General features: G+C 67.5%; 13 protein-coding genes. 3 read left to right on the forward strand and 10 right to left on the reverse strand.

Annotation, left to right across the window (positions count from 1 at the left end):
• Nucleotides 1–3 precede the first annotated feature (3 nt).
• The 3 genes from HH212_RS20175 to HH212_RS20185 all read right to left on the reverse strand — a co-directional run bounded on the left by HH212_RS20175 (nucleotide 4) and on the right by HH212_RS20185 (nucleotide 3582).
• Nucleotides 4–1440: a right-handed parallel beta-helix repeat-containing protein gene (locus tag HH212_RS20175; RefSeq protein ID WP_170204138.1), complete on the reverse strand. Its 1437-nt coding sequence runs from the start codon at nucleotides 1438–1440 to the stop codon at nucleotides 4–6.
• 106 nt (nucleotides 1441–1546) lie between these two features.
• The gene (locus tag HH212_RS20180) at nucleotides 1547–2326 is read right to left on the reverse strand and encodes a rhamnogalacturonan acetylesterase (RefSeq protein ID WP_170204139.1); all 780 of its coding nucleotides are present in this window, start codon (nucleotides 2324–2326) and stop codon (nucleotides 1547–1549) included.
• A gap of 221 nt (nucleotides 2327–2547) precedes the next feature.
• Nucleotides 2548–3582: a LacI family DNA-binding transcriptional regulator gene (locus HH212_RS20185; protein WP_170204140.1), complete on the reverse strand. Its 1035-nt coding sequence runs from the start codon at nucleotides 3580–3582 to the stop codon at nucleotides 2548–2550.
• Nucleotides 3583–3850: 268 nt separating this feature from the next.
• Between HH212_RS20185 and aroE the strand changes: the two genes are divergently transcribed.
• The 3 genes from aroE to HH212_RS20200 all read left to right on the forward strand — a co-directional run bounded on the left by aroE (nucleotide 3851) and on the right by HH212_RS20200 (nucleotide 6432).
• Nucleotides 3851–4669, forward strand: a complete 819-nt coding sequence (aroE, locus tag HH212_RS20190; RefSeq protein ID WP_170204141.1) for a shikimate dehydrogenase — start codon at nucleotides 3851–3853, stop codon at nucleotides 4667–4669.
• A gap of 35 nt (nucleotides 4670–4704) precedes the next feature.
• Entirely contained in the window at nucleotides 4705–5427 is a 723-nt protein-coding gene (locus HH212_RS20195) for a ribonuclease activity regulator RraA (RefSeq protein WP_170204142.1), read from the forward strand.
• 99 nt (nucleotides 5428–5526) lie between these two features.
• Entirely contained in the window at nucleotides 5527–6432 is a 906-nt protein-coding gene (locus tag HH212_RS20200; RefSeq protein WP_211172380.1) for an SMP-30/gluconolactonase/LRE family protein, read from the forward strand.
• A gap of 145 nt (nucleotides 6433–6577) precedes the next feature.
• Here the strand turns inward: HH212_RS20200 and HH212_RS20205 are convergent, their stop codons facing one another.
• From HH212_RS20205 to HH212_RS20235, 7 genes are all read right to left on the reverse strand, one after another.
• Nucleotides 6578–9292 carry a TonB-dependent receptor domain-containing protein gene (locus HH212_RS20205; protein ID WP_170204143.1) on the reverse strand — a complete coding sequence of 905 codons (2715 nt, stop codon included), beginning with the start codon at nucleotides 9290–9292 and terminating at the stop codon, nucleotides 6578–6580.
• Between the two features lie 116 nt (nucleotides 9293–9408).
• Nucleotides 9409–10191, reverse strand: coding sequence for a polysaccharide lyase family 7 protein (locus tag HH212_RS20210; RefSeq protein ID WP_170204144.1), 783 nt, complete (start codon nucleotides 10189–10191; stop codon nucleotides 9409–9411).
• Nucleotides 10188–10946 (reverse strand): GDSL-type esterase/lipase family protein, encoded by a 759-nt coding sequence (locus HH212_RS20215; RefSeq protein ID WP_170204145.1) that lies wholly within the window; start codon nucleotides 10944–10946, stop codon nucleotides 10188–10190. The genes HH212_RS20210 and HH212_RS20215 overlap by 4 nt, the downstream gene beginning before the upstream one ends.
• Nucleotides 10927–12237, reverse strand: a complete 1311-nt coding sequence (locus HH212_RS20220) for an MFS transporter (RefSeq protein ID WP_170204146.1) — start codon at nucleotides 12235–12237, stop codon at nucleotides 10927–10929. The genes HH212_RS20215 and HH212_RS20220 overlap by 20 nt, the downstream gene beginning before the upstream one ends.
• Nucleotides 12234–13223, reverse strand: coding sequence for a sugar kinase (locus HH212_RS20225; protein WP_170204147.1), 990 nt, complete (start codon nucleotides 13221–13223; stop codon nucleotides 12234–12236). The genes HH212_RS20220 and HH212_RS20225 overlap by 4 nt, the downstream gene beginning before the upstream one ends.
• Nucleotides 13220–15226 (reverse strand): DUF4962 domain-containing protein, encoded by a 2007-nt coding sequence (locus tag HH212_RS20230; protein WP_170204148.1) that lies wholly within the window; start codon nucleotides 15224–15226, stop codon nucleotides 13220–13222. Before HH212_RS20230 ends, HH212_RS20225 begins: the two co-directional genes overlap by 4 nt.
• Before the next feature lie 17 nt (nucleotides 15227–15243).
• Complete coding sequence (locus HH212_RS20235; protein WP_170204149.1) at nucleotides 15244–15999, reverse strand: SDR family NAD(P)-dependent oxidoreductase; 756 nt, start codon at nucleotides 15997–15999, stop codon at nucleotides 15244–15246.
• Nucleotides 16000–16013 lie beyond the last annotated feature (14 nt).

The raw sequence follows: 16013 nt of genomic DNA on the forward strand, positions 1-16013 counted from the left end.
CGCCTACCAGGTGGTCTGGATCGTATTGCCGCTGTCGAGGGTCGCCATATCCTTGAACGGCGTCCCGCTGTTGGTCACCGTATTGCCGCTGATCGTCCAGTTTTTCGGACCCCCTGCCGGTTCCGTACCCTCGGCGGCGTTATCGCTCAGATAGACCGCAACGAAGCCCGGTACGGTGTTGTTGGAAATGGCGTTGTTCCGGACGACCGTGCCGCTGCTGCTGCCCAACAAGATGCCGCGCGGAGAAACGGGAGCGAGCGAGGCATTGTCGCGAATCGTGTTGCTCTCGATGGTCGTGAGCTGGGTACCGTATTCGACGGAAATGCCCAGGGTATTGCCGACCAAATCGTTATCGTGGATCCAGTTATACACGCCGGTCTTGTCATGGCCGCCGCCGGAATTGCCCAGCGCGATCGCCGCCCGCTGCGAATTGGTCACGGGGTTGCCGGTGACTTCGTTGGCGTATTCGTCTTCGCCGTGCAGATCGATGGAATCGAGCCGGGTGCCGTCGAAGTGGCTGTTCGTGATCAGGTTATTGTGCGCCCAATATTGCACGATCACGCCGTGACGGATGTACGGAGCGTCGGTGGTATTGTTGTCCAGCTTCACGAAGTACGTGTCTTTCAGCGGGTCGCCCAGGAAGGGGTTGGTCGCGGCGTCCACGTGCGTATCGCCCATGATGACGAATCCGTAGCCCGCGCCGCCCCCGCCGACGTCGGTGGCATTCCGGGCGATCGAACTTTTTACCAGGATATCGTGCGAGCCGCCGCCGATGCGCACGCCGATGCGGTCGAACTTCTCGCACACGACGCTGTCGATCGTGACGTTGTAGGTATTTTTGCCGGTCGCGATCATGTTGAGCGGCCCCCCGGCGGACGGATTGTTGTTCACCGTATCCGTGGAATACGTGCCCGTCCAGGTCGACGTGAACGTCAGGTGGCCCACCACGATATCGTGCAGGCCCATGATGGTCATCGCCGATCCCGTCAGGGACAGGCTGGATTTGATGATGGCGCCGTCGCGGCTTTGGCCCATGATATGGACGCCGCTCTTTTTCAGCGCAATCGTGGAAACGTTGTACGTACCATTGGGAAAATAGACGGTGCTGCCGGGTGCGACATCGGCAAGGACGGCATCGATCGCCGGCTGGTCGCTGGTCGCGTTATCGGCCAGATCGATGCTCTTGCCTAATTGCGCGGCCCGGGTGACGACATTCACGATCGTCGGCGCCGCGGCGGGCGTCGGAATCACGTGAACGCTGCCGTCCGCTTCGCGCAGCCCCGGATTGCCGGCCGGGACCGTGGTAACGGTCGTCGCCAGCATCCTTGCCGCTCTCGTGCCGTCGGCCATGCCATCGGCCGTGCCCCCGCAACCGGCAAACAGCATTGTGGCGCTCAGACCGATACCCAACATCCTGACTTTCAGATTTCTGACATGCATTGCCGCCTCCAATAGATTCGTTTGTTTTAAGAGAACACGCTGTGTCGACTGAACCAGATGAACGACTCGACACCTTCACGAACACCACGCGCTTACGACGCGAGGCTTACTGCTTGAAGTAGGGCTTGATCGACGGTATCGCCGCCGTGAATTCCGCCTCCACCATCCTGGCGAACAAGGCCGCACCCTTGGGGCCGACGTGGGTATAGTCGAACGCCCCTTTCGGCGCGCCGACGACCTCGACGCGGTTCGGATCGGCAGGGGACGGCGCGCTTTCCGGCGGCGCCACGGCCAGCGTGTCGGCTTCGTTCGGGCCCATCGCCTGCACCGCGGCGATGCTGTCGGCGTGCAGGTCGAGCAGCGCCGCGTTTTCGCGGGCGGCGGCCTTGCGCGTGGCCTCCGCCCAGGGTCCGAGCGTGTCCTTCAGATAAGCGCCCTTGAAGCTGCGCCGGGCTAGCGGCGTGACCAGGACCGGCACGCCGCCAAGCGCCTTCGTCTCGCTGGCATAGCGCGCCATGTTCGGCCCGAACCCGGTCACCAGGTCGGTCGAGCGCTCGCCCTTGCCCGGCTGGTCGTTGTGGCCGAACTGGATCAGCACGTAAGTGGCGTCGAACGCGCTCCCATCGCGCAGCAGCGTCTCGACGTCGGCCCAGCGGCCTTCGTTGCGAAACGTCGACGTGCTGCGTCCACCGCGCGCCAGGTTGATGCACTTGACGCTGGCAACGAAGCGGGCACACAAGGCGTCGCCGTAGCCGCTTCCGCTTGCCATCGTCGAGTCGCCGACGAGAATGACGCGGATCGGCTGGGGTAGTTCTGCGGCGCCGCTCGGACTGCCCGCAAGCGCTGCCGCGAGCGACACGACAACGGGGAAAAGGCGGAATGTCATGGGATCTCCTGTCTGGTCTGTTTCCTTGATTGCCGGATGCGATGTCGATCAGCATACGAGCCAATCTACAGGATCAGTACGGTTAGTGCAACGATTTAGTATATCGTTCTAGTTCAAAGGAGCGCGTGGTGTTTTCCGGCGCGATGGGGCGCAAGCCGCCATCCCGGTGCCGCCTGGCGCCGGTGCAGGGCTAGAACAGGAACCGATGTTTGGCGTGGAAGTCAGCGTGCGGGCGGCGCGGTCGACGCCCGCACGATCAGCTCCGGCGCGAACAAGGCGCCATCGGGCGCGGAGGCGGGAGCCAGGATGCGCTGGACCGCGGCGTCCGCCATGGCCTGGACCGGCTGGCGCAAGGTGGTCAGCGCGGGATCGTGCGCCGCCGCGAAGAAGATGTCGTCGATGCCGATCAGCGAGTAATCCCCAGGGATGCGCTTGCCCAACTGCTTCAGCCCGACCCCGACGCCGATCGCCATCATGTCGTTGATGGCGATGACCGCGGTCGGCCGGGAGGCCGCTGACAGGATGCGCGTCGCGCCGCTGCGGCCCATCTCGAAGAGCTGGGTGTCGCCGTGCGGGTCGCTGGGCAGGTCGGAAGCGTCGGTGACCAACACCTCGCCATTGACGCCGGCGTCGGCGACGGCCTGCTGGAAGCCGCGCACCCGTTCCTGGCGGTTCAAGGTAAAGGGCGGGGGGGTCAGCAGTGCGATCGCACGGTGACCGAGCCCGACCAGATGCGCCACCGCCATCGCGGTCGCCGCCGCGTTGTCCATCGAGATGGTGTTGACGTGGGCGTGGCGCTCGTCGGTGGGCTTGATGTCGAAGGCCACCACCGGGCAGCGCGCGGCGACCGACGCCAGGTGGTTGGTGTCGCTCAGCGCCGACCCGGTGATCACGCCTTGCACGCCATAGGCCAACAGGTCGGCGGTCAAGGTGCGCTCGCGCTCCGGATCACGAAACGTGCTGAAGGTCATGACATGACAGTGGTGGCGCGCGGCAGCGGCCTCCACCGCGCAAGCGAGCGCCCCGAAGAACTGGTTGGCGAGCGACGGGACCAGCAGGCCGACCATCGCGGCGACGCCGGTCTTGAGCTGGCGTGCGGCGATGTTCGGCCGGTAGCCCAACTGCTTGATCGCCCATTCGATCTTGGCCTGGGTATCCGGGCGCATCTGGCCCATCCGGTTGTTCAGGTAGTTCGAAATGCTGGACGGAGATACGCCCGCCAGACGCGCGACGTCCTGGATCTTTGGTTCGCTCATGGTTTTTCAATCGGCTCGACACCCGGCGGACGCAATTGTCGCCTGGACACATGCATTATAGGTCATGGGATAGGTAAAACGATGCAGCGAGTCCATGCAGCTGCACTGCCGGGCGCGAGCAGGCACCGTCCAGCCACGCGGCGGCCTCCATCGTCTTGTTGACGCGAAAGAAGTTTGGAAGTAACCTGCCTGCACTATACTAAATCGTTACAGTAAAGCGTTTTAGTGATGCGGGCATTGCCTATCCACGATTTGAAAGAAACAATGAATGAACGTACTAGATCGATACGTGGTGATCGGCCATCCGGTCGCCCATAGCAAGTCACCCCAGATCCACACCGCGTTTGCCGAGCAGACGCGACAGAATCTGACCTACGAGCGTCTGCAGGCCCCGCTGGACGGCTTTGTCCCCACCGTGCGCGCCTTCATCGAGCAGGGCGGCAAAGGCATGAGTGTCACCGTCCCCTTCAAGCTCGAGGCGCGCGCATTGGCCGACACGCTGACCGAGCGCGCCCGCGCCGCCGGGGCCGTCAATGCCTTGCGGATCGTCGATGGACGCATCCTCGGCGACAACACGGACGGCGCCGGCCTGGTGCGCGACATCGAACATGGCGCCGGCGTCGCTCTGCGCGGCAAGCGGGTCTTGATGCTCGGCGCGGGCGGCGCGGCGCGCGGCGCCATCCTGCCCCTGCTGCAGGCGGGCGCCGCGTCGCTGACGATCGCCAATCGCACGGCGGCGAAGGCGACCGAACTCGCCGCGGCGTTTGCGGCGCACGGCACGGTGCTGGCCCGCGACTTCGATGCGCTGGACGGCGGCTTCGACGTGGTCATCAATGCCACTTCGGCCAGCATGGACGACCAGTTGCCGCCGATAGGGCCGGCCGTGTTTGTGCCGGGCAGCCTGGCTTACGACATGATGTATGGCAGCCGGCCGACCGTGTTCCTGCGTTTTGCGGCCGGGCACGGCATCGCCACGCGCGATGGCCTCGGCATGCTGGTCGAGCAGGCCGCGGAAGCATTCCAGTGGTGGCGCGCCGTGCGCCCCGACACCGCGCCCGTCTACGCCGCCCTGCGCGCCCAAACCTGAACCACCTCTCCACAAACCTTCAACCGGACCAAAACATGACTCAAGCAATATCCCTAAGCACTTTGGAGACGCTCAAGACCATCAACACGGCCACCCTGACGTCGCTGTTGTACAAGCGTGGCTTTCGCAATGTCTTCATCCAGGGCGCGCGCCCGCTCAAGCCCGGGCAGCGCCTGGCCGGACCGGCGTTCACGCTGCGCTACATCCCGGCGCGCGAGGACCTGGACGGCCTCGAGGTCTTCCGCGACCCGCGCCACCCGCAGCGCGTGGCGGTCGAGGAGATCCCGCCCGGCGCCGTGCTGGTCATGGATTGCCGCGGCGACGTGTCGGTGGCGTCGGCCGGCAGCATCCTGGCGACGCGCATGCAGGTGCGCGGCGCGGCGGGCATCGTCACCGACGGTGGATTGCGCGACGCCAGCGGCATTGCCCGGCTCGACATGCCGGCCTGGTGTTCGGGCCCCTCGGCGCCGACCAATCTGATCCGTCACCACGCGCTGGACATCAACGCGCCTATCGGCTGCGGCGGGGTTCCGGTGTACCCGGGCGACATCATGGTCGGCGACGACGACGGTGTAGTCTGCATTCCCGCCCACCTGGCCGAGGAGATCGCGCGCGACGCGGTCGAGATGGAGCGCTTTGAAGATTTCGTGCTCGAACAAGTCGCAGGCGGCGCAACGATCATCGGCCTGTATCCGCCGACGGCCCCCGAGACGCTGGCGCTGTATGACGCCTGGAAGAAAGCGCGCTCTGCCGAATAACGCCGACACCCGGGCGCGCGCAGCCGGGGCGGGCGCAGAGCCGCACCCCGGCCTTTCGCCGCGGCGAGCGTGTGCCGCGCCCATCACCCGAGAATAGCGATGAGTCACATCACAAACACACAGGGCATCGACTTCGTCGGCGACGTGCGTTGCAGCGTGGGCGAAAGCCCGCTGTGGTGCGCGCGGCAGGCCGCATGGTACTGGGTCGATATCGCGGCGATGACCATTTGGCGCCTGGATGCCGCGTCCGGGCGGCTCGCCAGCTGGCAAACGACGGAAAAGGTCGCATCGATCGCGCTGACGGAAAGTGGCGGCTTGATCGCCGGCATGGAGAGCGGTATTTTCAGCCTCGAGCTGGGCAGCAGCGGGATGGCCGCACAGCGGAAGCTGGGGGCGCCGCCTGGCGGCATGGGCCCCGGCATGCGCTTCAACGACGGCCGTTGCGACCGCCAGGGGCGGTTCTGGAGCGGCACCATGTTCGCCGACATCGCCGCCAACCGGCCGCTGGGTAACCTGCACCGCTACACCGTGCGGGACGGCGTCTCGGCGCCGGTCGTCTCGGGCCTGCTGGTGCAGAACGGCCTGGCCTGGTCGCCGGATGGCCGGACCATGTATCTGTCCGACTCCCATCCGCAGCGCCAGCTGGTATGGGCATTCGACTACGATCCCGACGACGGCGTGCCGAGCGGGCAACGCCTGTTCGTCGACATGCAAACGCTTCCGGGGCGTCCGGATGGCGCGGCGGTCGACAGCGACGGCTGTTACTGGATCTGCGGGAATGACGGCGGCTGCGTGCTGCGTTTCACGCCCGACGGCAAGCTAGACCGGCGCGTCGACGTACCGATGTTGAAACCCTCGATGTGCAGCTTTGGCGGCGCCGGCCTCGATACGCTGCTCGTGACCTCGATCGCCGTCGGCAAGACCGAAGGCGACGTCTGGGCCGGCGCCATCGTCATGCTGCGGCCCGGCGTCATCGGCGTGGCCGAAACACCGTTTCCAGCCTGAGCACGACCCAGGCGGCGTGGCCCCCGTCCGGCCCGCCGCCATCTTCCAAGTTCCATCTTCCATCACCCGACACGCCGGGCGAACCCGGCGCGACAGTGTTGACTGTAACGTTACAGTAGACGCCTCAGCAAAAGGCGTCCGTCGTTCAGAAGGTATAGGTCGCGCGTAGGTTGAACGCGCGGCCGACCGGACTGGCTTGTCCGCTGAGATAGCCCTCGTTGCGGTAGTTGGCGGCCGGCGGGTCGCGGTCGAACACGTTGTTCACGCCGCCCATGAACGACCACTTGCGGAACCCGGTATAGACCAGTGACCAGTTGACCAGCAGATAGGGATCGATGCGGTGATAGAACAAGGAATCCGCGTTCAGGTCCTCGAAGCTTTGCCGATACTGTTCGGACAGCGTCGAACTCCAGTGGCCGCCGCTGCTGCGCCATTTTTGCGACGCCGTGTAGCGCCACCGGTAGATGAAGAGGTTGGCGTCGAGCGGACCGAAGGTGTTGACGCTGTCGATCCAGGGGCTGTCGTTGGTCAGCCGGGTGCGGAAGTTGTGCACGTAGGTGCCGTCGAGCTGGACGCCGAAGGTACCCCAGCGCGTGCGCGGCAGCGTGTAGGTGGCCGTCACGTCGACGCCGTCGGTGCGCTGGCCGCCCATGTTGTTCAGGCGGTCGTCGATGTACAGCAGCGCGTTGGTCTTGGGATCGCGCACGAACAGACTGGCGTACTGCGGCTGGAACAGCGTGGCCTGAGCCATCTGGCCGATCGCATCGCGCAGGCGCACGTTCCAGTAGTCGAGCGAGACCAGCAATGACCGGGTCGGCGTGAGCACGACGCCCAAGTTGATCGTGCGTGACTTCTCGGGCCCGATCGAGGGGTTGGCGCCCGTGTTGACCGGGAGCCTTGCGGTGCACACCGTGGTGGGCGAATAGCCGGGCAGGGCTGTGCCCCCCGAATTGCCGCCGACCGCGCCACCCGGGCACAGCAGCGGATCGTTGTAGGTGGTGGTGGTCACGCCGGTCGGCCCGTTGACGGCGCCGAAGTAACGCTCGCCCAGCGTCGGCGCACGAAAGCCCGTGCCGACCGCCCCGCGCAGCATTAGCCAGCCGGACGGCTTGTAGCGGAAGCTGAGCTTGGGATTGGTGGTGCTGCCGAAGTCGTTGTAGCGGTCGGTACGCACGGCGATGTCGACGTCCAGCGACTTGGTCAGTGGCGCGTCCAGTTCCGCATACATCGATGTCACGTTGCGCGACGCGTGCACGTCGAGCGCGGCGGTGGACGAGCCGGTCTGGCCGCCGGACAGTGCGACGCTCGGCGGAACGAAAGAGCGGCCAAAGTCGTGATAGGCCGTGACGCCGGCGGCGACGGCCAGGACACCGCCCGGAAGCCGCATCAGCTCACGGCTGACCGTCAGGTCGGCGCCGGTAAGGCGCGTCAAGCCCTTGCCGGCCAGTTCGCCGTTGGTCGAGATACTTGCGAGGTAGGTCTTGCCCTTCTCGTCCTGCAGGCCGAACGGATTCAGGACGCCGTTGGACACGCCGGCCAGGAGGCCATAGCTGTTGACGAAGCCGGAACGGAACGAGGAATTGGTCGCGTAGACCGCGTTCCACAGGCCGACCTTGTAGTCCCAGGCCCCGAGACGGCCTTCGTCCTCGAGCATCACGCGTGATTGCGACTTCTGGTAGTTCAGCACGGTCGGGCCGAGGTCGCCGATCAGCGACCACCCCAGCGTCAGCGTCTGGTTGGTGATCCCGGCCATCGCGGGCGTGACGCCTTTGCCCGGATAGTAGGGACTGCTCGGCGTGATGGTCAGCGCCGGAAAATTCGGAATCGAGGCGTCCAGGCCCGTGGTCGGGTTCTTTACGGGACGAACATAGATCGTGGAATACAGCACCGAGGCCGTCAACTTGTTATCCTCGGACAGCATCTTCGAACCCTTGAGGAACAGCGAGCTCTGCTTCTTCGCCGTGGTCAGCGTCAGCGTGTTGGCGTTCGCGATCGCGGAGCAGGTATTGCTGGTGCCCGGCGTCGAATACGGCGGCAGGCAACCGCTGCCGTAATACGGACTGCCGGTGATGGTCTTGTTGCCGACCTTGGTCGAGCCGTTGGCCAGCGTGACGTTGGCCGGCACCGCGTTGGTGCCCCTGGTCAGGTGCGGCGCCGTGAAACCCGCGCTCATCAGCCGTTCGGTGCTGGTGATGTCGGGTCGGGCGTCCTGGCCGAGGGGAACGCTTTTATTCAAGTCCCCCGTGACGTAGACGTTCCAGCCATCACTCGACAAGGTTCCCTTGCCGGCGATGAAGGAGAGCCCTTCGGTCTCGCCGCCGCCGCTGCGCTGCGGCACGCTGCCCTTGAGCGTGAACGAAGCGCCGCTGTAGGCCTTCTTGGTGACGAAGTTGATCACGCCGCCGATGGCGTCGCTGCCGTACACCGACGAAGCGCCGTCGCGCAGCACCTCGGTGCGGTCGAGCGCGCTGACCGGAATCGTGTTCGGGTCGATCGAGCTGTCGGACAGACGCTTGCCGTCGAGAAGGACGAGCGTGCGCGAGGTGCCGATCCCGCGCATGTTGGCGCCGTTGCCGTTGCCGGCGCCGGTGGCCGGCTCGTAGTCGGCCGCGGTCGAGATCGACATCAGCACGTCGGCCACCGTGATCGCGCCCTGGGCGATCCAGTCCTCGGCCTTGGTCACCGTGACCGGCAGCGCCTGGTCGGCGGCGGCGCGCTTGATGCTGGAGCCGGTGATCTCGACCTTGCTGACCGCGTCCGCGGCCGGGGCTTGCTGGGCGCCGGCCGCGGGCGCCAGGCCCAGCAGGGCGAGGGTGACCGCGGCAGCGAGCGGGGTGCGGTCGAACCGCATTGATTGCATCGTCTTCAAAACTTGATCTCCTTGGGTTTGTCGTTGGTTTTATGTGGGCCTACGCGCACCCAGCCACGCCGCGTAGCGTGCGGTGGTCTCGGGCGCCGTCGGCGGATGCGCGGCGGTCATGGCTGGGGTCCTTCGCGCTCGAACACGGTGTTGCTGAAAACGACGTGCTCGGCCGTGATGCGCTTGGCCGCATAGTAGCGGTCCCATTGGGCGCTGCTGATCGTGTGCTTGCCGGTGTCGGGGTCGAGCGCCTGCAGGTAATCGCCGAACTTGAAGTAGATCGCGCGCTCGTCCGGCTTGATGCGCGTATGGCCCTCGCGCTGCACGCCGTCGGGACCTGTCACCGCCACGCGCGCATCGCCGCCGTCGAACCGGACGTCCAGGTCGAAGGGCTGGCCGGAGCGCACCGTCCCCAGCGCCGTCGTGGCCTCCTTGCCGTCGGTGCCAAGCATGCGCACCAGGATGTCGAACACGCCGTTGTCGGGCTTGCCATCCAGGCCCTGGCGGTCCGCCGTGTCCTGCACGTAGACCTTGACGATGGTGTCCAGTCCTTCTACGTGGTACTGGGCCACGATGGTCTTGGCGCCGTCCGGCAGCTGCGCCGTCACGCGCGCGGCGAAATGCTCGTGCGTTTGCGCGGCGGGCCGGCGCAGCTTGTCGGCGATCTTGAATTCGTTGCGGTAGCCGTGGCCATGGCCGGAATCGTACTTCGCGTCCAGCGCGCTGAACCGCAGCGTGCCGTCGTACGGCGCCGCGTACGGCGGCTTGCCTTCGAGGTCGAACTGGCGCTCCAGCGCGTCGCGCGGCGTGAAGGCGGGGGCGGCGGACGCGGGCGCCATCGTGGCCGTCAGCGACGCCAGCGGCAGGGCGCAGGCCAGCATACGGAGGGCGGTCTTCATTTGAGCATCTCCTGCAGCAGCGGTTGCATGGCGTCGGCCCACAGCTGGTAGCCGGCCGGACCTGGGTGCAACTGGTCTGGCATGATGGTGTTGGGAATCTTGCCGTCCTGGCCCAGGAAGGTCGCGTTGATGTTCAGGAAGCGGATGTCGCGGCCATTGTCGAGCTGGACCAGGTCGCGGTTCACGGCGTCGATGGTGCGCATGCGCCGGGCCGCGTCCTCGATGCCGGCGTCGGTCACCGGCTTGCCGGTTGTGTCACGCGGGCCGCGCGGGAAGATGCCGAGCACCAGGATCTTCGCCGCCGGCAGCTTGGCGCGGATCATGCCGACGATCTTGCGGTCCGCGGCCGCGATCTCCTCGGCCGGGTAATCGCCGCTGTTGTTGGTGCCGAGCATGAACACCACGAGCTTTGGCGCAATACCGTCCAGTTCGCCGTGCTCGATGCGCCAGATGACGTGTCCGGTCCGGTCGCCGCCGATACCGAAATTGGCCGGCTGGTACTTGCCGTAATAAGCGTCCCAGATGTGCGGCGCGATGTGCCAGCGCTCGGTGATCGAGTCGCCAAGGAACAGCAGCCCGATCGGGCCGCTCCTGGCGCGTGCCAGGATCGCTTCGTGCTTTTTCAGGAACGTGCCGTCATCCTTCTTTTCGAGCGCTTGCGACGCGTTCGGCTTGTCCGCCGCGGCGTGCGCATGGAAGGGGCCGGCCGCGAGCGCGAGCGCCAGTAGCAGGGAATTACGAAACGCGGGTTTCATCGAGGTCTCCAGTCTTCTTGCGGGATGAATGGGGCTGCACGCGGTCGACCCGACCGCCCAGCCAGAGGGATAGGAATACGAGGGGCAGCAGCGCGGCGCCCAGGATGAAGAAGGGCGTGTAGTCGCCGCCGACGGTCAGGACCGGCACCAGTTGCATGCACACGATGACGCCCAGCACGGCCGAAGTGCCGCTCAGGCCCGCCAGGGTGCCGACCGTTTTGCCCGAGTAGAAATCGCTGGGCAGCGTCTGGATGTTGGTGATGGCCGCCTGGAAGCCGAACAGGATCACGCCGATGGCCAGCACGGCCAGCACCGGCGTGGCTGCCGCGGCGCTCAGGATCAGCGCCGGAAACATCAGCAGCAGGCCGCCCGCGATCACCGACTTGCGGGCCCGGTTCACGCTCCAGCCGCGCGCCAGCAAGCGGCCGCACAGCCAGCCGCCGACCAGCGCGCCGGCTGCCGCGCCGACGTAGGGCACCCAGGCGAACATGCCGATCTCCTTGACGTCGAAGCCGAAGCGTTCGTTCAGGTACAGCGGCAGCCAGCTGACGAACAGCCACCAGACCGGATCGATGAAGAAGCGCGCGCCGATCACGCCCCAGCTCTGGCGATGGCGCAGCAACTGGGCCAGCGTCGGAACATAGTCGTCCTGCGCCGCGGCGGCGGCGCCCGATCCGGACAGGATCAGCGCGCGTTCGTCGGCGCCGATCCATGGGTGGGCGGCCGGACCGGTCTTGTACACGATCAGCCAGGGCACGATCCAGATGAAACCGAGCGAGCCGATCAGCACGAAGGTCGCTTTCCAGCCGACCGCCGCATACAGCAGGGCCACCAGCGGCGGCGCGATCACGGAGCCGAGCGACGCGCCGGCGCCGAAAATGCCCTGGCCGAGCGCGCGTTCGCGCACGGGGAACCATTCGGCGATGGCCTTGGTGGCGCCTGGCCAGTTGCCGGCTTCGCCGACGCCCAGCATCGTGCGGAACAGGCCGAACGACAGCGCCGAACGCGCCACGTAATGCAGCGCGATCGCGCCGGACCAGACCAGGATCGACAGCATGAAGCCGATCCGGGTGCCGAGGGCGTCGAACAGCTTGCCGAACAGTGACTGTCCGACCGCGTAGCCGATCAGGAAGATGGTCACGATGTTGGCGTAGTCGCGCTTGTCCATGCCCAGTTCCGCCGCGATGCCGGGCCACATGACCGCCAGCGCGGACCGGTCGATGTAGTTGATGATCGTCGCGACCGCCACCAGCGAGATGATCAGCCAGCGCAAGCCTTTGATGGTTTTCATGCCTGTGTCTCCATGTGGGTTCCGGTGCGGCCGGCGCGGGCCGATGCCTCGTCCAGTTGCGCGCGGTCCGGCAGGCCGTCGCAATCGCCTCGGAATTGCACGACGCGGGCGCCGATGGCGCAGCCGCGCGCGGCCGCGTCGCGCAAGTCCAGGCCGTCGAGCAAGGCGCTGATCACGCCGACCGCGAAGCCGTCCCCGGCGCCGACGGTGTCCACCACGCGCGCCACCGGCACGCCGGGCACGATGCCGGGTTCGACGCCGGCGCCGGCCACATAGGCGCCTGCCGGCCCGAGCTTGACGACTACCTGGCGCACGCCCCGTTCGAGGTAATAGCCGGCGATCGCCGCCGGCTCGTCGCAGCCGGTCAACATCCGGCCCTCCGCCAGGCCAGGCAGCACGAGGTCGGCTTCGCAGGCGAGCGCATTGACCGTCTCGATCATCGCCGAGCGCGACGGCCACAGGCGCGGCCGCAGGTTCGGGTCGAAGCTCACGGTCCGGCCGCCGGCGCGGGCCTGGCGCGCCAGCGCGAACGCGAGCTCCCGGCAACCACGCGACAGGGCCGGGCAGATGCCCGTCAGGTGCACCAGGCGCGCGCGACCGAAATCGCTGTCGGGCGCCGGCAGGTCGCGCGCCGACAGGTGGCTCGCGGCCGAGCCGCGCCGGAAGTACTCGACCTCGGGGTCGGCGCCGCCGACCGCCATCTGCTTCAGCATCAGGCCGGTCGGGTAGCGCACGTCCATCCACAGGTGGCGCAGGTCGAGCCGTTCGGCGGCCATGAAGGCGCGCAGGCGGCGCCCCGCGCTATCCTTGCCCAGGCTGCCGATGTAGCCAACGTGGAAGCCCAGCCGGGCGAGGCCGACCGCGACGTTCAGTTCGGCGCCCGCGGTGGCGCGCTCGAATACGTCGACACTCTCCAGCGGGCCCGGCGTGCGCGCCATCAGCAGCGCCATCGCCTCGCCCACGGTCACGACGTCCGGCACCGTCACGGACGGCGCTCCGCGATCGACAGCCGGGTCACGAGCGTCGCGTCGCGGCTGGGGGGCAGCGACAGCCGCAGCACCGTGCCGCGTTCCTCGGTCGGGCCGCGGTCGACGTGGCCCGGCGGTCCGGCGGCGACCACGACCCCCGGCTCGATCACGCCCTTGGCCGCCCCCGTGCCGACCTCCACCGCCAGCGCCGCCGGCGCGCCCTGCACCAGGTAGGTGTGCGCGCCGTTCTTGGCGATGACGCCGTCGCCGTGCACCTGCGCGGTCAGCACCACCGGCTTGCTGGCCCGCAGCGTGTCGGTCACGGTCCATGCGCCGCGCGCATAGCGGAAGCGCCGCTGCAGCTTGTCGACGCCAAGTTCGGGACGGTAGGCGCCGGTCAGGTCGGCGACCAGTTCGGCGCCGTCGCGGCCCAGCCGGACGCTGGTAAAGCGGATCGCATCCAGGCGCGCGTACGTGTAATCGCGGAAGGCGTCGTGGCCGCCGCCCTCGTTGGCCTGGCCATGGCCGTCGATCAGCAGCGTATTGCTCAACTTGCTGGTCGGGATGCCGGCATAGCCCATCGGGCCGGTCAGGTAGGTGCCGGCGCCGTACAGGATGAAGCTGCCGGCGTCCGGGTGCGAATGGCCGGTCTCGAGGTGCCAGTCGGGCAGCTTGCCGATCAGGGACGCGACGTGGTGGCCTTCCGGCGGCCCGGCGCGGAACGCGAACGCGGTGGCGCGCGGCGTCCAGTCGCTGCGCCAGTACACGGTGCCGAGGTCGTCGAAATGGTGGTAGGGCGGCAGCGCCGTCATCGGTGCGGACTGGATCGCCGGGTCGCGCCACAGCAGGGTCCAGAAGTCTTCCGCGCACACGTGGCCGAGCGAGGCCATCCAGTCCGCCACGCCCTGCGCCTGTGGATCGGAAAAGCGCGCGGCTAGCCGGTACAGCAGGTTGTAGTTCGAATTGAGCTTGCCGCCCGGGTGCGTGCGCGCCGGTTCCTCGCCCTGGCGCGCGCGCGTGACCGGACCCTCGAACACGTCGCCGAAGTCATACACGTCCTGGCCGTTGGGCGTGAGCGAGTGCGCGATGTACAGGTGGGCGCGGCGTAGGGCCGGGGTATCGTACAAGTCGTCGCCGGCGGCGTGGGCGAAGGCGTCCAGCGCGTGGACGATCCACGGCATCGAGAAGATCCAGTATTCCACGCCTTCGTAGAAATAACCGTCGGGCGAGGCCACGTCCAGCACGCGGCTGAAGATGGCGCGCGCCAGAGCGGCCCAGCGCGCCGCGTCCGGGGTGTCGTCCCACAGCGCATACGCGGCCACGGCCAGGCCGGCGATCGGGATGAAGCAGTGGTTCTGGCTGTACGAGTACGACTTGCCCGGGGTTGGCATGAAGTGGTCGGCAAGGATGCCGGCCTGGCGCACTAGCTTGTCGCGATAGCGCGCGCGGTCGGCCGGGTCGAGCACGTCGTACAGCAGGTCATAGCCGGCGCCCAGGCCGTACAGCAGATGGCCGGCGGCCAGGTCGATGTCGGGTTTGCTGTAGGTATAGCCCCAGACCGGGTAGCTGACGGCGGCGTCCATGTAGCGCCGCGCGGCCTCCAGGTAGCGGGCGTCGCCCTCGATGCGGTAGGCCAGGGCCGCGCCGATGATGCCGATGGCGGTGTCGTTCTGGGCGCGCCGTTTCTGGGCCGGCGCCGGCGCCGGCGGCTGGCGCAGCGCGATCAGGCTGGCCAGCGCGGCTTGCCACTGCGCGCGGTGGCTGCCCTTGGCGCGCTGGCGCAGGGTGTCCAGGCCGCCGGCGGTGACGAACACGCGCGGATGCACGCCTTGCAGCTCGCGGCGCAGCGCGGCCGGGTGGGCCGCCATGATGGTTTGCAGCGGATGCGGACCGGCCATCTTCGTGTTCTGGCCGGTGCCCAGCGATTCGCGTTCGTCCTGCGCCAATGCGTTGTTCAGGGCCAGGACCGGCAGCGTCAGGCCGGCGCCGAGGAAACGGCGTCGCGTAAAGGTGAAGTTCATCGTGTATTTCGCTCCGTTCAATACAAACCCAGGCCGCCGTTGACCTGGACGATCTCGCCGGCCAGGAAGGCGGCGCGTTCGGACGCCAGGAACACCACCAGGTTGGCCACGTCCTCGGGCGCGCCCTCGCGCCGGGCCGGCGTCCGCTCCACGATGGCCTGGCGATTGGCCGGCGTATTAAAGGTGTCGTGGAAGCGGGTGGCGATCAGGCCCGGCGACACGCCGTTGACGCGGATGCCCAGCGGGCCGGCTTCCTTCGCCAGCGCGCGCGTGAAGCCGGCCACGGCCGCCTTGGACGCGGCGTAGTGGGCCGAGCCCGGGCCGCCGCCGTCGAAAGCCGCCAGCGAGGACATCGTGACGATCGATCCGCGCCGGCGCGGCTCCATGCGCTTCAACGCCGCATGGCAGATCGCGAAGGTGCTGGTGAGGTTCAGGTTCACGGCGTCGGCCCATAGCGACAGCGGCATCTCCGCGACCCGGCAGCGCTGGATCAGGCCGCCGATATTGGCGAACACGACGTCGATCTCGCCGATCACATGTTCGGCCTCGGCGAAGACGCGTTCGGCGGCGCCGCTGTCGCTCATGTCGGCCTGGATCGCGTGCGCGCGACGGCCCATGGCGCGGATCTGGCCCACGACCTCGTCGGCCTCGGCGGCGCTGCTCCAGTAGGTCAGCACGACGTCGGCGCCCGCCTGCGCCAGCGCCAGCGAGCTGGCCTTGCCGATGCCCGATGCGCCGCCGGTGACCAGGGCTTTCTTTCCGATGAGTTCCATATGCTTTGTTTTCC

This window comes from Massilia forsythiae (assembly GCF_012849555.1).
GTDB lineage: Bacteria > Pseudomonadota > Gammaproteobacteria > Burkholderiales > Burkholderiaceae_D > Telluria > Telluria forsythiae.